Source organism: Hyphomonadaceae bacterium ML37 (assembly GCA_027627685.1).
Classification (GTDB): Bacteria; Pseudomonadota; Alphaproteobacteria; order Caulobacterales; family Maricaulaceae; genus Oceanicaulis.
Map to the genome: position 1 here is coordinate 1,757,233 of CP091241.1, position 24,663 is coordinate 1,781,895.

The window sequence follows — 24,663 nt, forward strand, 5'->3', positions numbered from 1 at the left end:
AAGGGAGGAAGCGCCATGCCGCTCGATACATTCCGCACAGAAACCCGCGCCTGGCTGGAAGCCAATTGCCCCGCCAGCATGCGCCAGCCCATCGCCTCGGAAGCCGATATCTGCTGGGGCGGCAGGAGCTGGAAATTCGCCAGCGAGGACCAGAAAATCTGGCTCGAACGCATGGTGGAAAAGGGCTGGACGGTCCCGACCTGGCCAAAGGAATATGGCGGCGCGGGCCTGTCCAAGGAAGAAGCCTTCATCCTCAAAGAAGAGATGAAGGCGATCAAGGCGCGCTCACCGCTGGACAGTTTCGGCATCTGGATGCTTGGCCCGGCCCTGCTGAAATACGGCACCCACGAGCAGAAGCTGGAGCATTTGCCACCCATCGCGCGCGGTGAAATCCGCTGGTGCCAGGGCTATTCCGAGCCGGGCGCGGGCTCCGACCTCGCGTCACTGCGCACCAAGGGCGTGCTGCAGGGCGATCACTACACGGTCACCGGGCAGAAGGTCTGGACCAGCTATGCGGACCAGTCCGACTGGATTTTCGCCCTCGTGCGCACCGAAGCCGACGCCGCCAAGCACCATGGCATATCCTTCCTGCTGATTGACATGAACCAGCCGGGCGTGACTACCAAGCCGATCAAGCTCATTTCCGGCAAGTCACCCTTCTGCGAGACCTTCTTCGACGACGCAAAAGCCCTCGTCGCCAATCGTCTGGGCAAGGCTGGAGAAGGCTGGGATATCGCCAAATACCTCTTGAGCCATGAGCGTGCGGGCATTGTGTCCGAAGCCGCCTTCGGCGGTCTGAACCCGGTCACCGCCGCCCACCAGTCGGGCGAAGTGGACGAAACGGGGCGCCTGGCTGACCCCATCCTGCGCGGCGATGTCGCCCGCCTGACCATTGATGGCCTGGCGTTTGAAGCGACTTTGCGCCGCACCAAGGAAGAGGGCGACCATGGCGAGGGCGTGGGCGCACGCGCCTCCATGCTCAAATATGTCGGCACCGAGCTGAACAAGCGCCGGCACGAGCTCAACATGTCCGCGCTGGGCACGGACGGGCTGTTGTGGGAGGGCGACAAGCCCAGTGACGGCGACCCCGCCCGCACCTGGCTGCGCTCGCGCGCCAACTCCATCGAGGGCGGCACCAGCGAGGTGCAGCTGAACATCATTGCCAAGCGCGTGCTTAATCTGCCGAGCGCGTAAAGTCATTTAAATCAGGGGGTTATCCGCCATGTCTTTCGTTTTGAACGAAGAAGAGACCATGCTGCGCGACGGCGCACAGCAATTCCTGGAAGAACAGGCGCCCGTCACCGCCCTGCGCAAGCTGCGCGATGCGGGCGACGCCCACGGCTTCTCGCGCGATCTGTGGTCCGCCATGGCCGAGATGGGCTGGTGCGGGATTCTGGTCAGCGAAGACCATGGCGGGGTCGATATGGGCTGCGCGGCGGCCGGGCTGGTGCTCGAACAGATCGGGCGCAATCTCACCGCCTCCCCCTTCCTGTCCACCGCCGTCATGGGCGCCAGCGCCTTCAAGCTGGCGGGCACGGACGCGCAGAAAGACGCCTGGCTGCCGAAGATTGCCGCGGGCGAGACCGTCATCGCCCTCGCGCTGGACGAGCGGGCGCGCCACAACCCGTCACACGTGAAGACCAAAGCGGTGAAGGACGGTAATGGCTTCCGCCTGTCGGGCGCCAAGAAATACGTGGTCAATGGCGCGGGCGCGGACCTGCTGATCGTGGCGGCGCGTACCGAGGATGACCGGATCAATCTCTTCCTCGTCTCGCCGGACGCCGCCGGAATCACGCGCACGTCCCGGCGCACGCTGGACAGTCATGTGCCCGCCGACATCGCCTTTGACGATGTGAAGCTCGACGGCGACGCGCTGCTGGGCGGGGCTGAGGACAGCGAGGCAGCCTACCGCCATCTGCTGGACATCGGCCGCGCCGCCCAGGCCGCCGAGGCGCTGGGCGTGGGTCAGCGCGCCTTTGACATGACGCTCGATTACATCCGTGAGCGCGAACAGTTCGGCGTCGCTATCGGGACCTTCCAGGGCCTGCAGCACCGCGCCGCCCATCTCTATGGCGAACTGGAGCTGGCCCGCTCGCTGGTGCGCCGCGCCCTCACCGTACTGGACACCCAGCCCGCCCAGGCTCCGCTCTGGTGCGCTGCGGCCAAGGCCAAGGCCACGGCCGTGTCACGCCTGTCCACCAGCGAAGGCATCCAGATGTTCGGCGGCGTCGGCATGACCGACGAATACGATATCGGCCTGTACTACAAGCGCGCCCAGGCCGCCGGCGAATATCTGGGCGATGACGCCTTCAATGCAGGCGAAGTGGCGAGGCTGAGCGGGTATTGAGCCGGGGCCGGGACGCGGCGAGCCGTCGCGCCCCGGCCTAAACCCCCGCCGCCGCCTGAGCCGCCTCCAGCTTCTCTGACGCCTCCAGCCAGTTCAGCTCCGCGTCATCAATCAGCTCCACGCAGCGCGCGCGCTTCTTGGTGAGCTCGGTGGCGAGGCCCGGGTCTTTTTCCCAAAGCCCGCCAATGGCGAGCCCGCCATCGATCTTGTCCAGCACGCCCTTGAGCCGGTCGATCTCGCGCTCCCAGCGGGCGATCTCGGCCTTGAGGGGTTTGAGCTGGTCGCGCGCGGCGGCGGTCTGGCGCCGGTCAGCCGACTTCTGGCCGCCGGCGGGCAGACCTTTGGGCCGGGGCTTGGCTTCGCTTTGCAGCATGTGCTTGCGGTAGTCGTCCAGATCACCGTCCCAAGCCTTGATCGTCCCGCCTTCAGCCACCCAGAGCCGGTCCACGCAGGTATCGATCAGGCTGCGGTCGTGGCTGATCAGTATCACCGCGCCGGGAAACTCGTTGATCGCGTCCATGAGCGCGGCCCGGCTGTCGATATCCAAATGGTTGGTCGGCTCGTCCAGGATCAGAAGATGCGCCCCGTCAAACGTGATGAGGTTCATCAGGAGGCGCGCCTTCTCGCCGCCTGACAGGTTTCTGGCCGGCGTCTCCTGCCGGTCGCGCGGCAGGCCGAAGCGCGCCAGGCGTGCGCGGCGCTGGGCCTCGGTCTTCTCCTCCATGCGCTCGAGCACATGGTCATAGGCCGAATGGTCCGGCGACAGTGCGTCGATCTGATGCTGGGCGAAATGGGCCACCACCGCCTTCTTGTGCATGCGCATCGCGCCAGACGTCACCGGCAATGCGCCGGTGAGCAGCTTGGCGAAGGTGGACTTGCCCGCGCCATTGCGGCCCAGAAGCCCGATGCGGTCATCCACATCAATGCGCAGATTGAGCTTGCGCAGGACCGGCTTGTCCGGATCGTAGCCCGTATCGCACTCGTCAAAGCGCACCAGCGGATTGCCCATACGCCGCTCGGCGCCGGGAAACTCGAACGGCGCTACCGGATCCTCGACCATGGTGGCGATGGGGGCGAGCTTTTCCAGACGCTTGACCCGCGACTGGGCCTGTTTGGCCTTGGTGGCCTGGGCGCGGAACCGGTCGACGAAGCCCTGCAGGCGGCGGCGCTCATCCTCCTGCTTTTCCACCATCTTCATCTGCACGCGTTGGCGCTCGGCGAGCTGGCGCTGGAAGGAGTCAAACCCGCCCTCCCAGACCGACAGCTTGCAGTCTTTCAGATGCACGATTGCGTGGACGCTGGCGTTCAGAAGCTCGCGGTCGTGGGAGATGACCAGCGCCGCGCCGGGAAATTTCGACAGATGCGTCTCCAGCCAGAGCGCGCCTTCCAGATCGAGATAGTTCGTGGGCTCGTCGAGCAGGAGCAGATCCGGCCCGGCGAACAGTGTCGCCGCCATGGCCACGCGCATGCGCCAGCCGCCGGAGAACTCCGCACACGCGCGCCCATGCGCCGCCGTGTCAAAGCCCAGCCCGCTCAGGATCGACCCCGCGCGCGCCTCGGCCGAGTGCGCGCCGATATCGGCCAGGCGCGTCTGCACTTCAGCGATGCGGTTGGGATCGCTGGCGGTTTCGGCTTCCGCCATCAGCGCCGCGCGCTCCAGATCGGCGGCCAGCACGAAGTCCATTACACTGGTGCGCCCGGCGGGCGCCTCCTGCGCGATCGTGCCGATGCGCGCGCCCGGCTGCACCCGCACATCTCCGCTTTCGGGCGAGGCGTCGCCCAGAATCAGGCGGAACAGGGTGGATTTGCCCGTGCCATTGCGCCCCACCAGCCCCATGCGGGTTTTCGCGGGCAGGAAAAGCGTCGCCTGATCAAACAGCAAGCGGCCCTGAATGCGGTGGGTGAGGTCGTTGATGTGGAGCATGAAGCAAGCGCCTAGCATGCCTTCACAGGGGGCGGAAGCGCCGCTATAAGCCGCCGCAATCCATTCCTCCCCACGACCCACAAGGAACTGATCCCATGGCGCTGCAACGCACCTTCTCCATCATCAAGCCCGACGCCACGCGCCGCAATCTGACCGGCCAGATCAACGCCCTGATCGAGGCCGCCGGCCTGCGCATCATCGCCCAGAAGCGCCTGCACCTGACCCAGGCCCAGGCCGAGACGTTTTACGGCGTGCACCGCGAGCGCGGCTTCTTCAACGAGCTGGTGTCCTTCATGATTTCCGGCCCCGTCGTGGTCCAGGTGCTGGAAGGCGAAGACGCCATCGCCACCTACCGCAAGGTGATGGGCGCCACCAACCCGGCCAATGCCGAGCCCGGCACGATCCGCAAGGAATTTGCCGAATCCATCGAGGCCAACTCGGTGCACGGCTCGGACGCGCCGGAAACCGCCGCTGAAGAAATCGCCTATTTCTTCGCCGGCTACGAGATTGTGGGCTAAGCTCACACCTGATTTCCCGCCCTCCTCAATTGCGTTGGAGGGCGGCCCGGCGCCGGCTTAGCTCAGCTGGTAGAGCAGCGGTTTTGTAAACCGAAGGTCGGGGGTTCGATTCCCTCAGCCGGCGCCATTTTTCTCCTGTGCTCAGCCCCGTCCGGGGCTTCGCATCCTCGCTGACGCTGCGGGCGGGCTTTGTCCTTGCGAACCCTCACGGGTTCGATTTCCTGATCCTCCCTCACTCCGCTCGGTCGGTCCTCGCTAAAGCTGCGGGCGCGCGGTCGCGCTAGCGAACCCTGACGGGTTCGGTTCTCCAGATGCTCAGCCCGGTCCGGGGCTTCGCGCTCTCGCCTCGGCGAAGCCGGGGCTTCGCTCCGGCGTAGCCGGGTACGAACCCGGATGGGTTCGGGGGCCGCACCCTCACCTTCTTCACCCCGCTTGCCCCTGCCCAGCTTTCCCGATATTTGTCCGGACATGGGTGAGCTGAGTTCTGTTTATTTTGCGTCTGACCGGAGCGCAGCCGATGAGGCTGAACGCCTGCGGCGGCTGGACGGGTTTTACGCCGCACCGACGCAGGCCTGGCTGGAGCAAGCCGTCGGTTTCACGCCGGGCATGGCGATCGCCGAGTTCGGGCCCGGGTCCGGGCGCATGCTGTCCTGGTTTGCGCAGCGCACCGGTCCTGACGGCGATGTGCTGGGCGTGGACATTGATCTGTCGCGCGCCGACCCGCCGCAGCCCCCTGTGCGCCTGATGGAGGCCGACCTGTTCGCTCCGGCGGCCGAGCCGGAACGGTTTGATCTGGTCTATGCGCGTATGGTGATCGGGCATTTGTCCGATCCGCACACCGCAATTTCCCGCCTGATGGACTGGCTGAAGCCCGGCGGCATGCTGGCGCTGGCTGATCTGGATTGCTCGGGTTCTGCGCCGGTCGACACGAGCGCGCCGGGCATGCAGGCGGTGGCGGACGCGATGGCCGATCTAATGACCTCCATGGACGCGTCGGGCCTCATGGACAGCGCGTTCGGCGCGCGTCTGGAGGCGGGCATGCGCGCAGCGGGCCTTCAGTCTGTGCAGGCGCAGCGCTTTGAGCGGATCGTCGAGACCGGATCGGACTGGGCGCGGTTTCAGGCCGACAATGTGGAGATCATCGCCGGCCTCACCGGCGCGCACGAAGCCGGGTCCCTCACCGCCCGTTTCATGCGCATGCCCGGAGCGCGCTATCATGATCAGGCGCTGGTGTTTTGCACCGGCGTCAAGCCGGGGTGATGGCGCGCGCGCCCGAGTGTGCCGTGGCATGCGCGTTGAACCCGGGCGCGCGACGCGCTACCGGGTTATCACATTGATCGACAAGGAGCCTGTCATGCGCAGCCCAACCCGACCCATCGCCTTGCCCGTTGTGACCGCCGCCGCCCTGCTGGCGCTCGCCGCCTGCAGCGAGCCTGAGCCCAGCGCGCAGACCGGGGGGGCGCCCGAGGCCCCTGTCACGGCATCGGCCCCGGAAGAAGCCTCTTCGCCCGCGGATCCGGCGCGCGAGGCGAACGCCGCAGCCGCCCTGGCCGCGCTGGGCGAGCCCTATATGTCGGCCAATCTGGCCAATGGCGAGCGGCTGTGGCGGCGCTGCCAGTCCTGTCACACGGTCAATGAGGGCGCACGCCATCTGGTGGGGCCCAATCTGCATGGCATGTTCGGTCGCCAGGCCGGGACCGCAGAGGGGTTTCGATACTCCGATGTGGTGGCCGGAGCAGACTTTGTCTGGACGCCGGAGGCTCTGGACGACTGGCTGACCAATCCGCGCGACTTCCTGCCGGGCAACCGGATGAGCTTTGCGGGCCTTCGCCATGAGAGCGACCGCAATGATCTGATCGCCTGGCTGGCGGCCGCCACCGCGCCGGACGAGGCGGAGACGGTGAGCGAGGACTAGCATTCGCATGGGCGCGGCCCCGGCAGAATGAAGAACGCCCCGGCCAGATGGCCGGGGCGCTTTTCGTTTCGGCCTCTGAACAGAGCGATCAGAACTCCAGGCGCAGGCTGGCGCTCCAGATGGCCCCATAGGTGTAGTAGCGGCTGCCGAACGAGCCCGGAGCAGCGCCCGGCGCGTTGCCGGCGAGGAAGATATCCTCGTCGGTGATGTTCTTGCCCTCCAGCTTGAGCCGCCAGCGCCCGTCGGGCGAGGTCAGCTGGGCGAACAGGTCGAACGTGGTCACTTCGTCGGAGAAGATCGCCGGTGAATTGCCCACATTGCGGGCGAACGCGCTGGAATGGGTGGCCGAACCGCCAAAGGCGAATTCGCCCAGCTCGGTGGGCTGGAAGTACACCGCGTTCAGGCGGGCCGACAGGTCGGGGAATTGCTTGCCCTCCAGCGTGTTGAAGGGAATGCCCACCGCCGGGTCGACGCGCGTGCCTTCGTCATACTCGAAATTGGTGGTGCCCAGATTGCCCGACAGCTGGAACTGGTCGGTGGGCGCCCAGACGCCCTCCAGCTCCAGGCCGTGGACGATGGCGTCAGCGTTGATCACGCCGAACTGGAAGGTGGCGGGCTCCAGAACCGACAGCTGCAGCGCGTCATAGGTCGCGTAGAAATAGGTCGCGTTGAAGCGCAGCGAATTGTCGAACAGGTCCGAACGCAGGCCGACTTCCCACGACGCCAGTTCTTCAGGCTCATAGATATTGAACGCCACATTCTGGGTGATCGGGCGCGTGCCCGCGAGACCGCCCGCCTTGTAGCCCGTCGAGTACGAGCCATAGACCATCAGATTCTCGTTGGGCCGGTATTGCGCCACGGCGCGCCAGGAGAAATTGGTGTCGTCAAAAGACGGGTCCACATCCCAGATCGGCGCCAGCGTGTTGGGATTGAGCAAGCGCCGCTCGGCGGTCTTCTCGTCCGAGGTGTAGCGCCCGCCCAGCGTGAAGGAGAGCTGGTCATTGAGGTGGAAGGTGGTTTCACCGAACACCGCCCAGGACGTGGTGTCCTGCACATCATCATTGAGGCCGAAGGGCTGGCCGATAATGCCCGAGAAGATCTGGTTGAAGCGGTTGTTTGCCAGCTGTTCGACATTTTCGCGGAAATAATAGGCGCCCAGCACGTAATCGACCTGCTCATTGCCGCCCACCAGCTGGACTTCCTGGGTGAACTGCCACTGGTCCAGCTCCTGATAGAGATCGACAATGCCCGGACCGTCGAGATCCGCTGTCAGGTCCTGGGAGAAGCTGCGATAGGCGGTGATGGAGGTGATGTCGCCCAGCGCGGTGCCAAAACGCACTTCGCCGCTAATCCCGCCGCCGCTGTATTCATGGAAGGGCGCGATGGACATATTGCCCGCACGCCGACCGAACGGCTCGGTCACCGATCCGTCGGCCTGACGCTGGATCGGGGTCGGGATGAAGGCGCCCGAATTGTCGATGGTCCAATCGCCCACGATATAGACCGACAGATCGCGATCCGACGGCTCCCACAGGAACGAGCCGCGCGCGCCGAAGCGCTCCACATTGTTCACTTCCGATTGCGGCTCGTAGGTGAAAGGTCCCGCGGTCGGCGCAGGCGTATTCAGGAGATCGAAATCGCTGCCCATATTGCGGGTGAAAAGATCGATCTTGAACCCGCTCTCACCCTCGATGATGGCCGATGACCAGGAGGCGCGCACGTCCAGGCGGTCCATCGTGCCGACGGCCACGTCCAGCACGCCGCGCGTGCCGGTGAGCTCGGGCCGGCGCGAGATAAAGCGGATCGCGCCGCCATTGGTGTTGCGGCCGTAATACGTGCCTTGCGGACCACGCAGCACCTCGACCCGCTCCAGATCGACCAGATCGATGGTGGTGCCGTTCTGCTTGCCCAGATAAACACCGTCCAGATAGATGCCCACGCCCACTTCGGCGAAGAGCGAGGATTCATCCTGGCCCACGCCGCGGATATAGACCTGGGCCGCGTTGGCCACGCCGGTATTCTTCTGGATATTCACGTTTGGCGCGGTGAAGCGCAGATCGGTGATCTCCTCGACCGCCTGACGTTCCAGCTCTTCAGCGCCGATGGCGGTGAGCGCGATCGGCACGTCCTGGGAATCGGCCTCGCGGCGCTGGGCCGTCACGGTGATACGGTCGACCCCGCGCGGCGCCGCGGTCTCGGTTTCCTGGGCGTAAGCGGCGGCGGCGAAGGCTGGCAGAGCGGCGCTGGCCATCAAGGCGGCCTGGAACAGTCGGGTCATGGGCGGTCTCCCCTGTTGCGACAGATCATCCGGTTTTCCGGCTTGGCAGAGACCAGAAGTCTAGCGCGGCGCGGCCCCGCGTCAATTTGTCCGGACGAATTGATATATCCTATGTGACATTTGCGCACCGCCCGGTCAGGGCTGCTCGATCAGCTCGACGATGATTCCCGAAGGCGAACGCACCGCCGCCCAGCGGATGTCTCCATAAGGCTCAAGGGTCAAGGCGGCGGGACCCGCGGACGGTGCGACGCTCAGGACCGACAGACGCGCCAGCGCGTCATCGAGGTCAGCCACCGGCAGGCGCACCGCCAGAATGCCCAGATTGGGCAAACGGGCGCGGTCAGAGAAGTCGTCCCCGTCAAATCCGTCGAAATGCATCAGCTCAATGCGCCCGTCCTCGCCGGGGCGCTGCTGCAAGATCGCCGTGCGGCGCGGGATGACGTGGGAGAAGTTGTTGGGCAGGCCGTGATTGGTGCTGACCGGTTCAGGGTCGATATAGTCGCCCTCCCAGAATGGCGCATAGCCCAGGCCCTCCACGAAGAATGACCGCTCCGCCGCCAGGTCATGGACCATGGCCATGGTGTTGAACGGATAGGAGAAGCCTTCGAGATCATCCCAGCCCTCGATCGGCGGGTCCACGCGCGAATAGACCGCCAGATTGACCCCGTCGGGCAGGCGCACCACCACATTCTTGATGATCAGCCCGCCAAAATCGAACACCTGGGGCTGGTCGAACACGCTCCAGCCGCGCGCATGGGCGGCGTCCATGACCAGATCCGCCTCCTCGGCGCGCACCATCAGGGAGAACAACCCGCCCTGGTCCCAGACCTGCGCGCCCGGGCGGATCAGCGCCTGCTCCACACCATCAAAGCGCACCAGCCGCACCCAGCCCACATCCTTGCCCGGCGAGGCCATCAGCGCATATTCGCCCGACGCCCCCTCCAGACCCCAGGCGGTCAGCCAGTCGCGCGCCAGCGCGCCGGACGCGCGCACCTCATATCCCGCCACCTCAATCATAAAGTCGCGGATCGGGGCGAGATCGCGCACCGACACCACCGCCTCCTGCCAGCCCCGGCCGGTTTCGGCCATGAAGGGGGTGGTGGTGGAGGGTGTTGCGGCTTCAGAGCCGGGGCTGGCGGTGACGGGGGCCGTGGCGCCAAACTCAGAATTCAGGGCGTCAGAACGCGCGAAAGCCGCCTCTTCGTCAGCAAATCGGGACACCGCCCCCTGCCCCGGCCCCGCTCCACCGTCGCATGCCGCCAGCGCCAGCGCCGCCGTCAGGGCGGCAATGAATTTGATCATGATTATCTCCCACGCGTCACAGCACGCAGGATGCCGGGTTTGTCCGGACATGCAAGGGTGGGGAAGAACAGAATTCCCGAACCCGTGAGGGTTCACAAGCGTGGCCGCGCGCCCGCAGCGTCAGCGAGGATCGACCGAAAAGAGTGAGGATGTGACTGGCCGAGGATCGCCGCGATTTCCCGAACCCGCATGGTTGCTTACAAGCGCGAACGCGCGCCCGCAGCTTAAGCGAGGATCGACCGAGTGGAGCGAGGGAGAACCAGAGAATAATGGTGCCCAGGGCCGGAATCGAACCAGCGACACGCGGATTTTCAATCCGCTGCTCTACCAACTGAGCTACCTGGGCGGCGAGGCGGGCCGGTGGCGCGCCGCGCTAGGGGGCGGTTTATAGGGCGGGGCTTTTGGCCTGTCCATGCCCTTTGGGCAGATGCGCGGGCCGCGCTCCGGCGCCCTGCCCTCACCCGGCCTGACCCATGCTCACAGACACGCCCGGCAGGTCTCCATCCGCAAAGATCAACCGGCGCAGCCTTGCCTCGCCCGCGCGGGGCTGGTACCCGCCTTCGGCCCGTTCGCCGGCTGAATCCTTTCAGCGATCCGTCCCGGTCGCGTCACGCTCTGAGGTCTCCATGGTCCGTTCCCTCCCGTCCGCCCGTGTCCGTCTGTGCGCCGCTGTCAGCCTGGCCGCCCTGATCGGCGCCGGCGCCGCGCCGGTGATGGCGCAGGACGCGCCATCACCGGAGCGCGCGCAGGCACGCGACGTGATCACCATCACGGCCGGGCGGGCGTCGGGTGCGGGCGCGCTGGACCGGCCGGTGGCGCGCATCAGCCAGGATGATCTGCGCGCGGGCGGTCAGGAGGATCTGGGCCGGGCGCTGGCGTTCAATCCGGCCATTGTGGGCTCGGAATTCAATGATGATCCGGGCACGCAGAACAACACATCCGGCACAGCGAGCGTCAATCTGCGCGGGCTGGGGCTGGGCGCGTCGCTGGTGCTGATCAATGGCCAGCGCCAGACCATCACCAGCGTGGCCGCCGATGACGGCTCCACCTTTGTGGACATGAATGCGCTGGCGCCCGGTATCGCCATTGCGCGGGTGGAAATCCTCAAAGACGGCGCCTCGCCCCTGCACGGGTCGGACGCGCTGGCCGGCGTCATCAACGTCATCACCCGCGACCGGTTTGAGGGGCTGGAGCTGGTTGTCGAAGGCCGCCGCCCGGACAGTTTCGGCGGCGCGGGAAACAGCGGTCAGGCGGCGATGATCGCCGGGCGCGACTTTGGCGCGGTGCATCTGATGGGCGCGATCTCGGCGCGCCGCACCGATGGCGTGGAGGGGTTCGAAACTGACTTCGTGCCGGGCACCGGCATTTCGACGCTGGGCCAGCCTGGTTCCTATTACATCCAGGCGCCGGGCGGCGGGTTTGCACTGACCAATCCGGCGGGCGGACCCGTGCCGATCCTGGACCGTGATTGTGCAGCGGCCGGCGGCTTGCCGCTGGTGCTGGGCGCGGCGACGCCGTTTGGCGATCCGGGCTTGTGCCAGCTGGATTTCGGCCAGTTCTTCTCGCTGATCCCCGACGAGACACGCATCAACGCCCTGACCGCCCTCACCGCCGGTCTGGGCGGGGCCGTGCTGACCGTGCGGGCGGGGCTGGCTCATACCGAGCTGACGCGCGGCAACTCGCCGTCTCTGCCGGCGCTGAACTTCCCCACCATCCCTGTGGCCAATCCGGGCAATTATCTGGGCGCCGACGTGACCTGGCTGGGGCGCCCCCTGGGCGTGAACGCCGGCGCGGCCCGGCGCCAGTTCGAGCATTTGACCTGGCGGCTTGATGGCGAGCTCGCCGCGCCCTTCACCGCCTTTGCGCGCGTGTGGGAAGGACGGGTCAGCGCCAGCTGGTCGGCCAATACGCTGGACGCCACCATCACCGACACCATCGCCTCGCGCCTGTCGCTGGCGCTCAATGGCGTGGGCGGACCGGCCTGCCTGGCGGGGGCGGCGGCGGGAGACGCCGGATGCTTCTGGTTCAACCCGTTTGGCTCCGGCGCGCTGGTCACCGACCCGTCCGACCCGCGCTATAACGATCCGGCGCTGATGGACTGGCTGGTGCAGGAAGATTTGCGCCAATCCGAAGCCAGCCTGGGCGTGTTGGACGCCTCGGCGCAGGCCCCTTCCCTGTTCACGGCGCCCGGCGGGCCGGTCTCGCTGGCGGTGGGCGCGCAGGTGCGCCGCGAGCGATTGTCAGTGGACCATGGCGATCTGTTCAATGCCGACGCCTTCCAGTTCATCGTCGGCGGTCCGGACTTTTCCGGCTCGCGCACCGTCACCAGCGTCTACGCCGAAACCCTGATCCCGGTGAGCGCCCGCACCCGTCTTCAGGCCGCGGCGCGCCATGAGGCGCTGGACTCCTTCTCCTCGCTCGATCCCAAGCTCTCCATCGCCCACGATGTCAGCGGGAATCTGACTATGTCGGCGGGCTGGGCGCGGTCTTTCCGAGCGCCGTCTCTGCACCAGCAGATCTCGGCGACCACATCGCTGCAATCGCTCAATACCGGGGCATCCAGCAGCTTCCTGCCCGTGCGCACCGTGGGTGCGCCGGACCTGCGCCCGGAAGAGGCCGACACCTTCACTGCTGGCGCGGCGCTGGCGGCAGGCGGGTGGAGCGCGCGGCTCGATCTGTGGCGCATCGAGGTGGAGGATGTGATCGTGCGCGAAAGCGCACAAGCCATTCTGATCGCCGCCAGCGATGGTGCGGGCGGTTTCAATGATCCGCGCGTGGAAGTCTCGCCTGCGGGCGACGTCACCCTGGTGCGTGCGGCTTACGTGAATGCGCCGTCGGTCACCACGCAAGGCGTGGACCTGACGCTCAACCGCGCGCCCATTGAAACCAACAGGTTCGGCGCGTTCGGCGCGGGCTTTGAGGGCGTGTGGATCGAGCGTTACCGCTTTGCCGACCCGGTGCTGAACCGCACCATCGAGGCGGCGGGCAGTCGCAATTTCACCAATGCCGCCCGATCCCTGCCCCGCCTGCGCGCTTCGGCGTGGCTGGATTGGAGCGCGGGAGCCTGGAGCGCGCGCCTGCAGACGCGCCACATCTCCGCCTATGACAATGATGAAGGCGCCGGCGGGCGCGTGGGCGCCTGGACGGTGGCCGATGTGCAGGCCGGCTGGCGCGGGCAGGCGTATGGGCGCGGCTATCAGGTGACGCTGGGCGCACTGAACATCACCGGCGAGGCCGCGCCGTCCGTGCCGACCCCGCTGGGCTATGACACAAAGGTGCATGATGCGCGCGGACGCATCGCCTATCTGCGCCTGGCGGTGACGGGCTAGAAGCGGCGCGTCAGCGCCACGAAGCTGTAAACCGTGTCGCGCGAGTCCAATGCGCCGGGCGCGGTGCGCGCAAACCGGCCCTTGAACAGGACGCCCAGCCCCGCCTCGATGCGGACCTGACTCTGCGCCAGATCATAGACGATCGAGGCGTCGACCACGGTTCCGATGCGCCGCCCGCTCTGGCCGGACGCGTCGCGCAGCCCGGCGATGCGCCAGCGATCACGCGCCGTGGCGAGCCAGGCCTCCTGCACACGCGCCTGCAGCTCCACCGGGCCGGGCCGGGCCTGATAGCGCAGGCTCGCCGAATTGAGGTTCTCACGCGCCAGCGGGCCGAACAGCGCGGCCGGTCCGAAATCCATCGACCGCCCGCCAAAGACCGGATTGAAGCGATGAAATGGGTCATTCCCGGCGCCGCTATCGCCGCCAGCGTGGACCAGATGGGCTGACAGGCGCGTGCGCCAGGCGTCCTCGAAGGTATACCCCAGCCCCAGATGAAGGAGCGCGGCGCGGATATCGCGCTCGCCACCCGGGGCAGGCTGCCGCCCAGTCTGCAAAATGGCTTCGAGATCGGCGTCCAGCTCACCCGGCGCGGGCTGCCGCATCAGGCGCGCGCCCCAGCTGATCAGGGAGGGGCCGCCCTCTTCATCGAGGCCGATCGCATACGCCTCGCCGCGCCAGCGGCCCGCAAGCCCGGTGCGCGTGAGGTGCAGACCGGCCAGCTGCATATTCCAGTCGCCGGCGTCGATCCGGGACTCATTGTCGAGGAGGCTGGCGCGATCACGCGGTTCGATGCGCACGGGCGCCACGTAGAATGCATCCAACGCCCAGCGTTCGGACAGGGACTGGCGCAAGCGCGCCCCGTCAAAATTGAAGGGCGAGTTGATCGTGTGATTGTGGGCGATCAGCCGGCTCGAGCCGATGGCCATGTTGAACCGGCCGAGCTGCAGGCTCGACTGCGGTCCGGTGCGCACGCGCGCGTACAGCTGATACGGCTCCAGCGTGTTGATCAGGTTGGGCGTGAGCACGGAGCCGGAATCATTGAGCACGCCGCGCGCATCGAGCAGTTCGGCGCCCAGCACCACTGGCCCGGCATCATATTCGGCCAGAACGCGCAGGCTCCAGGACGCCAGCTGGTCAGACCCGGTCCGCCCGGCGCGGAAGGGCGCGCTGAGGGTTTCATGCCGCAGGCGCAGCGAGCCTGACACGTCGAGCCGCCCTTGCGAGGCAGCGCCGCTGCCCGAGGCGGGTTCGTCCGCCACCGCGCCGGACGCCCCGGTCAGCATGACTGCAGCGATTATTCCTGCGTGCACAGGCCAAAAGCCCATCACCGCCTCCTCAGCGATCAACATTGTCCACAAATCTACAAGGGGTAACCCCGCGTCAACCGGACAGAGCGCCGCAGGCCGCGCTCAAACCGCAGGCGTCCCCTTTGCGCAGCGCGCGCGGGCGTCGTATAGCGCGCCCATGCTGTTCCTCACGCCCCTTCACCTGCCCAAAGGCCCGCTGATGGCGGTTGATCCCGGCGCGAAAACGCTGGGCGTGGCGGTGTGCAATGGCGGCCGGACGCTGGTCACGCCGCTGACCACGATCTGGCGCACGAAATTTACCGAAGACGCCGCCGCCCTGCTCACGCTCTATGACGAGCGCAGTTGCGCGGGGCTGGTGGTCGGTCTGCCACTGCACATGGATGGCGGAGACGGGCGGCGCTCCCAGTCGGCGCGCTCCTTCGTGACCAATCTCTTGCGCGTACGCGATTTGCCGGTCTGCTACCAGGACGAACGCCTGACCACGTTTGACGCTTCGGAGCGTCTGTCCGAAGCCGGGGTGAAGCTGCACGAGCAGAAAGCCCGCATCGACGCGGAGGCGGCTGCGAGCATATTGCGCGCGGCGCTGGACGAGATCGCACGTGGCGGAGCCGCCCCGTGAACGCGCTGACGGCGGCGCTGATCCCGGTGTTTGGCGTGATCATGCTGGGCTGGGTGCTGCGCCGGTCTCGCCTGGTGCGCGCCGAGCTGTGGGGCGGCATCAACCGGCTGGGCTATCAGGCGTTGCTTCCCGCCCTCCTGTTCAGCACCATCGCCACTGCCGACTATGACGGCCTGCCCGCGGGACCCTTCCTGATTGCGGTGACGCTGGGCTTTGTGGTGATGGCGATCGTCTCCATGGCCTTCAAGCCGGTGATCCATGACGGCCCGGCCTTCACCAGCCTGTTTCAGGGCGGGGTGCGCTGGAACGGGTTCGTGCTGCTGGCGCTCGCCGCCCCCGCATTCGGGGCCGAAGGCGCCGCGCTGGCGGCCCTGGTGTTTGCCCCCACCGTGCCGCTGATCAATGTGATGTGCGTTGCGGTGTTGTCGATCTGGGGCGCCCATGACGAACCGCCGGATTTCGCACGCGTGGCGCGGCGCATCGCCGCCAATCCGTTGATACTGGGCTGCCTGGCGGGCCTCGCGGCGAATTTCAGCGGTCTGTTCCAGACCGGCGCCATCGCCGACACCGCCGCACTGGTCGGGCGCGCCGCCCTGCCCCTCATCCTGCTGACCATTGGCGCAGGGCTCGATTTCTCGGCCCTCCGCGCGCAGCCGGGTATTCTGGCGCTGGCGGTGGCGCTGAAACTCATCGCCGCCCCGCTGGCCTTCTATGGGCTGGGTATGGCCTTCGGGGTGGAGGGTGTGGCGCTGGCGGTTCTGGTGGCCGTGGGTGCCACGCCGGGCGCGGCCGCTTCCTATGTGCTGGCCAGTGAAATGGGCGGGGATGCGCGCCTGATGGCGGGCCATGTGACGGCGACCACCCTTCTGGCCTTCATCGCCATGCCGTTCTGGATCTGGATCGCCGGCGGATGACGATGATGATCGCCTCCGCCTTTGCGCCCGTATTTGCGATGATCGCGCTGGGCTGGATCGTGCGCGCCAGCGGGCTCATGGGCCGCCCGCTGTGGAGCGGGGTCAACGCGCTCAATCACCGCGTCCTTCTGCCCTCCTTCCTGTTCGTGCTGATCGCTCGCGCCGAGTTCGGCCAGGGCGAGGCTGGCACGCTCGTGCTGGCGTCCTCACTGGGTTCGCTGATCATGATCGCGCTGGGCCTCGCGGCGGGGCGCCTGCTCAGGCTGAAAACGACCGAGACCGCAGGCCTCGTCGCCGTGGCGGCGTTGTGGAATCTGGTGCTGACCATGGCGCTGGCCCAGCGCCTGTTCGGACCGGACACAGCCGGCGCAGCCGTGGTCCTGCCCGGCGTGCTGCTTGGCGCAGGCGCAGCGGTGGCCGGGTTCGCCATCAGCCAGGGTGCGGGCCCGCGCGCGGCGCTGATCCGTATCGTGTGCGATCCCGTGCTGATCGCCTGCGTGGCGGGGGCCGCGGCCAATCTCGCCGGCCTGGCGCGTCTTCCCGCTTTGCTTACGCCGCTGGAGATGACGGCGGCCGGATCCATGGCGGTGATCCTGCTGGCCATGGGCGCAGGGCTTGATTTCGCCGCGCTCAAAGGCCGCCTGCGCGCGCTGGCGGCTGCCGCGCTCCTGCGCAGCCTGATCTCGCCCGCGATCTATCTGGCCCTGGCGCTCGGCTTCGGATTGCGCGGTGAAGAGGCCGCCCTGCTGGCGCTCGCCGGCGGGGCCCCCGCCGCCGCCGTCACCTACGCCTTCGCCGCCGACTTCAAGGCCGAGCCGGGTCTGGTGGCGGGCATGATCACGCTGACCGTGCTGACGAGCGCGCTGACCTTGCCGCTGGTGACGGCGGTGGCGTTGCTGGTCTAGAGCTCCATTCCCAAGCCCTCGCACGGATTAACCGGATTGCCACGCCGCCAGATCCTGGGCGCGCCAATCAATTGTGCGCTCGTCGTCTTCCACTCGCGTCCACGCCTGAAAACTGGTCCTGTGGGCCAGAATTGCTGCAGAATCAGTCAAAATCCGACTGCAACAACAACGTATATGTGAACGCGTTCCCAAATGAATTCATCCCGTGCTCGCATTTCAGCATAAATTCTTCAAAGTGTCGCCGGTCAGCGAAAACTTGGCAGCCAGCAGAATAGATGCTGTTGGCGGTGTCCATGTTTCCATTCATCGGCCCACGATGAATGTTAATTCCGAACATGCCACTTTGCGGGTTTAGCATATCAAGGACGTCGTCCCTGTTATTGTCCCTGTATACGACCACTTGCCCAAGACGCTGACAAAGCGCCTTGTGAGCGCCAGGACGCCCCCTGTTATGAATGTCGATCTTGTAGGTAGATATATACTGCCCTTCTTTAAGTATTGCAGTCCCTTTCTGATTTATTGGCGACCGCAAATACCTTGAACTCGGGTCTGCGGTAATTGGGTAATAGGTTATGTCCCATTGCCCAAGGAATCGGTGCAATACCAGCAATGTATCGTCAAACCTGTCTCCTGATGGAGGGCTCGCTCGAACGCCAATGATATTCAAATTCCAGTCCACGCTTGGCGTATCGTAGACTCGGTAGCCTTTTCTGCTCATGACTTCGAGCACGCGTTCGACACCAGGCTTGAACGTCATATCCCCCACTCCACCATTGAACCTGCACTATCACAGTGTAAAGATGCCAGTTTGAAGATCGTTAATTCTCCTGACAAGACTCTAATTGATCTAATGGGGATTAAAAAGGTTGCACCTGTGCTCCATTCGCGCAGCGAAAGCCAATGAGGCCGGGCAGCGCCGACACAACCACGGCCTGCTCCTGGGGATCAGTGAGTGACACATTCCGCTCGATAGAGAGGTGCGGCCTTGCGTTCAGAGCCGGCGCTTCGCGAAGGCCCGCCCGGATCCTGATTTCAGGTAAGTCTCGAAATCAAACGCGCGCTGAATATCGTCGAACGCGATGTAGGTTCTCAGCTTCCAGGGGCGGAATTTCGAGGTATGGCGAACCTGGCCATGGTTATGGGCCGCGAGCCTATTGCGCAGGTTCCGGGTCACGCCGAAAATAGTGGTGCAGACCGCAGACGCTCTCGAGAATATACACGTAATGCATGCACTGAATCTCCCATGAAGGGAGATTAGCGATGCATCCGGGTTCGGTCATCAGTCCGCCAGCGCCTACGGCTTCGGCGCGACATCCTTCGCTCGCATGAGATTGTGAGGCTTGCCCAGTCCGCCTTCGCCTGACGGCTTCGGCGAGACATCCTTCGCTCGAATGAGATGTATGGGCTTGCCCAGCCGAAGCTCGCGCAGCGAGCGAAGGCCCCTGCCGGGGCATTCTACGCCTGAAATCGATCCACCGGATCGATTTCTCTGCCTTCGGCAGACCGGCTGCGAATGGTGGAGGGGGTTGGATTCGAACCAACGTACGCCGAAACGGGCAGATTTACAGTCTGCTGGATTTAACCACTCTCCCACCCCTCCAAGGGTCCGCGAAGCTGCGGTGCTGACCGGCCTGAGCCGGATCGCCGGGCCAATTCAAAAACGGCCCCGTTCAAGCGTCATTGCACTGAAGCGCAAGGCGCTTTAACGAGGCGGCTCCCTGATTTGGAGCGCGGACTATAGTCATGACCCCTACACGGCGCAATACGCCCCGCAAGCCTGTTGCAGCGCGCGGTTCAGGCCTCCGCGAAAACCCCGACGAGGGTTGGATCTGGGGCCGTCACGCAGTGCTCGCCGCCCTCGCCAACAAACGGCGTAGGCGCATCTCGCTGCATGTCACGCGCAATGCCTCCAACGACCTCACAGAGGCTGACCGGGCGTATGCCCGCATCGAGATGCCCGGCGAGCTGGACGCCAAGCTGCCGCCCGGCGCGGTGCATCAGGGATTCGCGCTGAAAGCCGGGGCGCTGGAGCCCGAATTGCTTCAGGCCGTGGCCGAACCCACCCATGGCCTGTTGGTGGTGCTCGACCAGATCACGGACCCGCAGAACGCCGGCGCGATCTTCCGCTCCGCCGCCGCCTTCGGCGCGCGCGCGATCATCACCCAGGACCGCAAGTCCCCGCCCTTGTTCGGCGCGCTGTGCAAGGCGGCTGTGGGCTGCGCCGAAGTGATCGGCCACGTACAGGTGACCAATATCGCCGACACGCTGCTCTCCTTGCGCAAATCAGGACGCTTCGTGATCGGCCTGGCGGGCGAGGCCGAGGCGTCGCTGGGCGATCTGATCGCCGCCAACGCCGGCCCGGGCCTGGTCATCGTGATGGGCGCGGAGGGCACGGGCCTGCGGCCACGCGTAGCCGACAGCTGCGACGCGCTGGCGCGCATCCCCATGGGGCCCAAGGCGGAAAGCCTGAATGTCTCGGCGGCCGCGGCGGTGGCCCTCTACGAGGCCTCCCGCAACGACCCGAGGATCAATCCGAAGCGCTAGACGAGCTAGACGCCGGAGCGCCGCGCCCGCGCCAGCGGATCTCGCCGCTGAAGCGCTCGGCGCGCACGCCGCCCGAGCCGGATATGGCCACGTCCACGTCCACCGCCTCGCCGCCGTGACGCACGGAGCCGGAGCCGGACACCGCCGCACTGAAGGGCTGGGCGCGGCCCGATTCCACCCGCACGGAGCCGGAACCGGAGATCCGCGCCGACAGAGCGCCGGTCTGTTCGCCGGTACGCACCGAGCCGGAGCCGGACACCACGGCATTGAGCACGCCCACCGATCCGGCGGTCAGGCTGCCCGATCCGGACACGATCGCCCGTACGCTGCCCGCCACGTCGCCGGTGCGGATATCGCCCGAACCCGACACGCGCGCATCCACGGCGCCGCCCACATCGCCGGTTGTGACCCGGCCCGAGCCTGACAAAGCGAGATCGGCCCCCTCGCCCACCGAGCCTGTGGTGAGCGCGCCGGATCCGGACATGCTCGCCGACAGCGCGCCGGACACATCGCCCGCCGTGAAGTGGCCACAGCTGCGCACAGCCAGGTCCGCCTCGCCCAAGGCGCCGGCGTCGCCTTCATAAATGCTGTCGCGGATCACCAGACCCATGGAGGCCGGGGCGGTGATGACGATGGAGGGGTAATCGCTCATCGGGCGGGCGTCGCCGCCGCCGAACCCGAACCAGCCGCCCCCGCGGCCCAACCAGGCCTCGCCATCGCGGCGCCGGCAGTTGACGCGGGACACGGTCTGCCCGCCATCAATCGCCACCACGCCGCCGGTAAGCTGCACTTGCGCCGCGGCGTCGCCGCCCGCGCCCGGGCGCGCTTCGACGACGATGGTGTCGCCGCCCTCACGCACCTCGATGCGGCCGATGAAATTGGCGATCTGGACGGTGTCCGCGTCGAATGTCTGGCCCGCCTGCGCGAACGCGCCGGGAGCGGCGCCCGTCATCAACAAGGCCAGTCCGGCTGTGTATACCCTGATCATCGAAACCTCCCTTGCGCGCGCCGTGATCAGCGCGCCTGTCACCCTTATGATGCGCGCAGGATGCCATATGGATGCGGGGGCGGGTGTGAAATTCCGGCAATGGGCGGCGCGGCACGCCTATCGACAGACTCGTCTTCGCGCGCTTTTGTGTCGCTCATGACCCATCACGCGCCCCGCACCGAGCTCGCCACCCACGCCGTCTTCAACCAGTCGGCGCCCCTGACGGGCGTGAACTGGCATGATGACGACATCATGCTGAGCGAGGCGCTGAGCCGCGCCGGCGCGGGCGTTCACGCCGCCAGCCTGTCGGCGCTGGGCGCGGCGGCGGGCAGCGAAGCGGTGCAGGAACAGGGCCGGCTCGCCAATGAAAATCCACCCAAATTCAAACCCTTCGACCGCTTTGGTCGGCGTGTGGATGAAGTGGAGTTCCATCCCGCCTACCACGATCTGATGGCGCTAGGGCTTCAGTCTGGTGTCTCGGCGGCGGCGTGGAAAACCGATCAGGCCGGCCACACCCTGCATGCCGGATTGCTGATCCTGATGGGCCATGCGGATTCGGGCGTGTGTTGCCCCATGTCCATGACCTATGCCTGCGTGCCCGCCCTGCGCCATGCCGGCTGGGCGGGGGACTGGATCGCGGGTGCGACCAGCGGCGCCTACGACCCGCGCTTCCTGCCCATGGAGCAGAAAACCGGCCTGACCATCGGAATGGCCATGACCGAGAAACAGGGCGGCTCGGACGTGCGCGCCAACACCACCCGCGCCGAGCCGATTGCGGGCGGCGATGAGGTGCTGCTGACCGGTCATAAATGGTTCTGTTCGGCCCCCATGAGCGACGGGTTTCTCACCCTGGCCTATGAGGGCGGGGATGCCTCAGGGGACGGGGCGGCGCTGAGCTGTTTTCTGGTCCCGCGCTGGCGCCCGGACGGCACGCGCAACACGATCGAAATCCAGAGGCTTAAAGACAAGCTGGGCGACCGCTCCAATGCCTCGTCCGAGATTGAAAACAAGCAAGCCTGGGCGCGGCGCGTGGGCGAGCCGGGGCGCGGCGTGCGCACCATCATCGAGATGGTCAATCATACGCGGCTTGATTGCCTGGCGGGCTCCGCTGGCCTCATCCGCACCGTGAGCGCCCACGCCATCTGGCACGCCGACCGGCGCAGCGCCTTTCAGCGCCGCCTGATTGATCAGCCTTTGATGCGCGAAGTGCTCGCCGAACTGGCGCTGGAGGCTGAAGCGGCGCTGGCCCTGGCGTTCCGGGTGGCGGAAAGCTTTGACCGTGCCGCATCGGACCCGGCGCAGGCCGCCTTCGCGCGCATCGCCACGCCCATCGCCAAATACTGGATCTGCAAGCGTGCGCCCTACCTGGTCTACGAAGCCATGGAGGCCCATGGCGGCGCGGGCTATGTGGAGGAGCACCCCCTGCCCCGCATGTTCCGCCAGAGCCCGCTCAACGCCATCTGGGAAGGCTCGGGCAATGTGATCGCGCTGGACGTGCTGCGCGCGCTGAGCCGCGACGCCGCTGCGCGTGAGGCGCTGGACGCCGAGCTTGCCCCGCTGGCGGGCCTCCACCCGGCGGTGGACGCGCGCCTGACCGCCCTGCGCGACATGATGGCGGGGAACCTAAGCGAGGCGCGCGCCCGCCGCTTCACCGAATTGTCCGCCACGCTTCTCACCGCCGCCGCCCTCCAACGCGCCGGGCTCGACCCGGCTCTGGAGGCCTATCTGGGCCGGCGAATTGCGGAGAACGCCACGACGCTGGGCGCAGGTGAGGCGAGGATCGATACCGAGTGGCTTGTCCGCCGGGCGCGTCTACGGTCTTAGACTGATGTCGTTGATTCTGCCCGGAGCTTGCCCTTGTCCTGGATGATCGCCGCCCTGGCCGCCTATGTGCTTGTGCAGCTCAGCATCGCGGTGTGGGCGTCGCGCAAAATCGCTGGCGATGTGGATTACCTGGTCGCCGGACGGCGCCTGGGCATGTTCGCGGTGGGGATTTCGGTGTTCGCCACCTGGTTTGGCGGCGAGACGGTGATGGGCGCCAGCGCCACCATCGCGCAGGAAGGCATCGCGGGCGCTCGGGCCGAGCCGTTCGGTTATGCTATCTGTCTGATTCTGGCTGCCCTTCTGGTGGCCGGCGCCCTGCGGGCCAAGGGCTATATCACGCTGGCCGACTTCTTCCGCGACCGGTTCGGCGGCCGGGCGGAAATTGCGGCCGCCTGCGTCTCCATCCCCACCTCCATCGTGTGGGCGGCGGCACAGCTGCTGGCCCTGGCCGCTCTGGTGTCCACGGTGGCAGGCCTGCCGGTGGGCACGACCCTGCTGGCGGTGACCGTGCTGGTGACGGCCTACACGCTGATTGGCGGGCTGCTCGCCTCGGTGGTGACCGACATCTTTCAAAGCGCAGTGGTGCTCGTCGGCCTCGTCATCTTGCTGATCGCGCTGATCGATCATGCGGGCGGGCCGGCGATGGCGCTCGCCTCGATACGGCCGGAGCAATTGATCCTTATCGCGCCGGGGGAAAGCTGGCTGGCGCGGCTGGACGCGTTTGCCATTCCGATCCTCGGCTCCATCGTGGCGCAGGAGCTGATCTCGCGCTTTCTGGGCTCGAAAACCGCCAAGGTGGCGATGCGCGGCGGGCTGCTGGCGGGCGGGCTGTATCTGGTGGTGGGGTTTTTCCCGCTGGCGTTCGGCCTGATCGGGCCAGGCGCAGGATTTGACGCCTCCAATGGCGATCTGTTCCTGCCGGCGCTGGCGGCCGAGCTTCTGCCCACCGCCCTGTTCGTTGTGTTCGCAGGCGCGCTGTTTTCAGCCGTCCTGTCGACGGTGGACTCCGCCCTGCTGGCAGTCGCCGCGCTGACCACGGAGAATTTGTACAAACGCGCCCGGCCGCGCGCCGGCCAACGCGAAACCCTGATCGCGGCGCGCGTGCTCACTGTCGCAGCGGGCGGATGCGCCTATCTGGTGGCGACGCGCGGCGAAACGATTTACGGGCTGGTGGAGATTGCCTCCTCGCTGGGCTCGGCGGGGCTGCTGGTCTCACTCCTCATCGGGCTGCACACCAGGTTCGGCGATGAGTGGAGCGCGCTGGCCGCTTTAGCCGCCGGCCTGCTCGCGATTGGACTGGGTGGCTGGGTCTATGATCTGCCCGGCGCGTTTCTGGGCTCGATCCTGGCGGCGCTGTTGGCGTACGGGGCGGCCGCCCTGATCACCGGCGCCAGGCGCAAGATCGCACAGGCAGAGGGCTGACGCCCTCAGCCGATCACGGCTTCCGCTTCAATTTCGATGATAAATTCCGGCCCCGCCAACGCGCTGACCCCCACCATGGTGCTGGCGGGCGGGCAGGACCCGAAGACGGCCCGGTGCGCCGCGCCGACGGCGGCCTGGGTTTCCGGCGCCATGTCCGTGACGAACATGCGCGTCCGGACAACGTGGTCCGGGCGCGCACCGGCCTCAGCCAGCGCCGCCACGATAATCTCAAGGCAGCGCGCGGCCTGCGCACCCGCGTCTCCCGGCGCAAACGGGCGTCCTTGCGCGTCCACCGCCACTGTCCCGGCCACCCAGACGTGATCGCCCACGCGCACGGCGCGGCGATAGCCGACCCGGTCCTCCCACGGCGCGCCGGAACTGATGCGCTGGCGGTCAGATATCATGGCGCGTCCCTTTTGCGGACCACATGGGCCGACCCTCTCGAAACGGGTATGACGACCCGCGTGGCCTGACAAGACCCAGACACAAAAGCGCCCCCGGCGGGGGGGACAGCCGGGGGCGAAGGC

At 66.7% G+C, this 24,663-nt stretch carries 19 protein-coding genes and 3 tRNA genes; 13 read left to right on the plus strand and 9 right to left on the minus strand.

From position 1 onward, the window contains the following. The first annotated feature begins 15 nt into the window (after window positions 1–15). Both L2D01_08650 and L2D01_08655 read left to right on the plus strand, forming a co-directional pair. On the plus strand, window positions 16–1,194 hold the full coding sequence (locus tag L2D01_08650) for an acyl-CoA dehydrogenase family protein (GenBank protein ID WBQ08967.1): 1,179 nt from the start codon (window positions 16–18) through the stop codon (window positions 1,192–1,194). Window positions 1,195–1,222: 28 nt separating this feature from the next. Continuing rightward, complete coding sequence (locus L2D01_08655; protein ID WBQ08968.1) at window positions 1,223–2,347, plus strand: acyl-CoA dehydrogenase family protein; 1,125 nt, start codon at window positions 1,223–1,225, stop codon at window positions 2,345–2,347. A gap of 37 nt (window positions 2,348–2,384) precedes the next feature. On the opposite strand, the gene L2D01_08660 is transcribed toward L2D01_08655, so the two are convergent. Then, on the minus strand, window positions 2,385–4,271 hold the full coding sequence (locus L2D01_08660) for an ATP-binding cassette domain-containing protein (GenBank protein WBQ08969.1): 1,887 nt from the start codon (window positions 4,269–4,271) through the stop codon (window positions 2,385–2,387). A gap of 95 nt (window positions 4,272–4,366) precedes the next feature. On the opposite strand from L2D01_08660, the gene ndk reads away from it, so the two are divergent. The 4 genes from ndk to L2D01_08680 all read left to right on the plus strand — a co-directional run bounded on the left by ndk (window position 4,367) and on the right by L2D01_08680 (window position 6,704). Next, window positions 4,367–4,789, plus strand: coding sequence for a nucleoside-diphosphate kinase (ndk, locus tag L2D01_08665; protein WBQ08970.1), 423 nt, complete (start codon window positions 4,367–4,369; stop codon window positions 4,787–4,789). Window positions 4,790–4,840: 51 nt separating this feature from the next. Then, window positions 4,841–4,916, plus strand: a tRNA-Thr gene (locus tag L2D01_08670). Between the two features lie 341 nt (window positions 4,917–5,257). Further along, window positions 5,258–6,049 carry a methyltransferase domain-containing protein gene (locus L2D01_08675; protein WBQ08971.1) on the plus strand — a complete coding sequence of 264 codons (792 nt, stop codon included), beginning with the start codon at window positions 5,258–5,260 and terminating at the stop codon, window positions 6,047–6,049. 94 nt (window positions 6,050–6,143) lie between these two features. After that, a complete protein-coding gene (locus L2D01_08680) occupies window positions 6,144–6,704 on the plus strand; it encodes a cytochrome c family protein (protein ID WBQ08972.1) in 561 nt (186 codons plus the stop codon). An 88-nt stretch (window positions 6,705–6,792) separates the two neighbouring features. On the opposite strand, the gene L2D01_08685 is transcribed toward L2D01_08680, so the two are convergent. The 3 genes from L2D01_08685 to L2D01_08695 form a co-directional block, all read right to left on the minus strand. Continuing rightward, on the minus strand, window positions 6,793–8,982 hold the full coding sequence (locus L2D01_08685) for a TonB-dependent receptor (protein WBQ08973.1): 2,190 nt from the start codon (window positions 8,980–8,982) through the stop codon (window positions 6,793–6,795). Between the two features lie 135 nt (window positions 8,983–9,117). Beyond that, window positions 9,118–10,284, minus strand: a complete 1,167-nt coding sequence (locus L2D01_08690; GenBank protein WBQ08974.1) for a hypothetical protein — start codon at window positions 10,282–10,284, stop codon at window positions 9,118–9,120. A gap of 270 nt (window positions 10,285–10,554) precedes the next feature. Further along, window positions 10,555–10,630 (minus strand) — tRNA-Phe (locus L2D01_08695). 280 nt (window positions 10,631–10,910) lie between these two features. Here L2D01_08695 and L2D01_08700 point away from each other — a divergent pair. Further along, window positions 10,911–13,613 (plus strand): TonB-dependent receptor, encoded by a 2,703-nt coding sequence (locus L2D01_08700; GenBank protein WBQ08975.1) that lies wholly within the window; start codon window positions 10,911–10,913, stop codon window positions 13,611–13,613. Here the strand turns inward: L2D01_08700 and L2D01_08705 are convergent. After that, a complete protein-coding gene (locus L2D01_08705; protein WBQ08976.1) occupies window positions 13,610–14,938 on the minus strand; it encodes an alginate export family protein in 1,329 nt (442 codons plus the stop codon). The genes L2D01_08700 and L2D01_08705 overlap by 4 nt on opposite strands. A 139-nt stretch (window positions 14,939–15,077) precedes the next feature. On the opposite strand from L2D01_08705, the gene ruvX reads away from it, so the two are divergent. Genes ruvX through L2D01_08720 form a run of 3 tightly spaced genes read left to right on the plus strand, consistent with a single transcriptional unit; the run spans window position 15,078 to window position 17,358 of the window. Continuing rightward, entirely contained in the window at window positions 15,078–15,539 is a 462-nt protein-coding gene (ruvX, locus tag L2D01_08710; GenBank protein ID WBQ08977.1) for a Holliday junction resolvase RuvX, read from the plus strand. Beyond that, window positions 15,536–16,453, plus strand: a complete 918-nt coding sequence (locus L2D01_08715) for an AEC family transporter (GenBank protein ID WBQ08978.1) — start codon at window positions 15,536–15,538, stop codon at window positions 16,451–16,453. Before ruvX ends, L2D01_08715 begins: the two co-directional genes overlap by 4 nt. Next, on the plus strand, window positions 16,450–17,358 hold the full coding sequence (locus L2D01_08720; protein ID WBQ08979.1) for a hypothetical protein: 909 nt from the start codon (window positions 16,450–16,452) through the stop codon (window positions 17,356–17,358). Before L2D01_08715 ends, L2D01_08720 begins: the two co-directional genes overlap by 4 nt. Window positions 17,359–17,500: 142 nt before the next feature. Here L2D01_08720 and L2D01_08725 read toward each other — a convergent pair whose 3' ends face one another. Continuing rightward, on the minus strand, window positions 17,501–18,115 hold the full coding sequence (locus L2D01_08725; GenBank protein WBQ08980.1) for a hypothetical protein: 615 nt from the start codon (window positions 18,113–18,115) through the stop codon (window positions 17,501–17,503). A gap of 757 nt (window positions 18,116–18,872) precedes the next feature. Then, window positions 18,873–18,958: transfer RNA gene (locus L2D01_08730), tRNA-Tyr, on the minus strand. A gap of 143 nt (window positions 18,959–19,101) precedes the next feature. On the opposite strand from L2D01_08730, the gene L2D01_08735 reads away from it, so the two are divergent. Continuing rightward, on the plus strand, window positions 19,102–19,902 hold the full coding sequence (locus tag L2D01_08735; protein ID WBQ08981.1) for an RNA methyltransferase: 801 nt from the start codon (window positions 19,102–19,104) through the stop codon (window positions 19,900–19,902). Here the strand turns inward: L2D01_08735 and L2D01_08740 are convergent. Then, window positions 19,886–20,890 carry a DUF2807 domain-containing protein gene (locus L2D01_08740; protein WBQ08982.1) on the minus strand — a complete coding sequence of 335 codons (1,005 nt, stop codon included), beginning with the start codon at window positions 20,888–20,890 and terminating at the stop codon, window positions 19,886–19,888. The genes L2D01_08735 and L2D01_08740 overlap by 17 nt on opposite strands. A 156-nt stretch (window positions 20,891–21,046) precedes the next feature. Between L2D01_08740 and L2D01_08745 the strand changes: the two genes are divergently transcribed. Together L2D01_08745 and L2D01_08750 are read left to right on the plus strand one after the other, a co-directional pair. Then, window positions 21,047–22,714, plus strand: a complete 1,668-nt coding sequence (locus tag L2D01_08745; protein WBQ08983.1) for an acyl-CoA dehydrogenase family protein — start codon at window positions 21,047–21,049, stop codon at window positions 22,712–22,714. Between the two features lie 42 nt (window positions 22,715–22,756). Beyond that, the gene (locus L2D01_08750) at window positions 22,757–24,136 is read left to right on the plus strand and encodes a hypothetical protein (protein WBQ11631.1); all 1,380 of its coding nucleotides are present in this window, start codon (window positions 22,757–22,759) and stop codon (window positions 24,134–24,136) included. A 5-nt stretch (window positions 24,137–24,141) separates the two neighbouring features. Here L2D01_08750 and L2D01_08755 read toward each other — a convergent pair whose 3' ends face one another. Further along, window positions 24,142–24,540 (minus strand): RidA family protein, encoded by a 399-nt coding sequence (locus L2D01_08755; GenBank protein ID WBQ08984.1) that lies wholly within the window; start codon window positions 24,538–24,540, stop codon window positions 24,142–24,144. Window positions 24,541–24,663 lie beyond the last annotated feature (123 nt).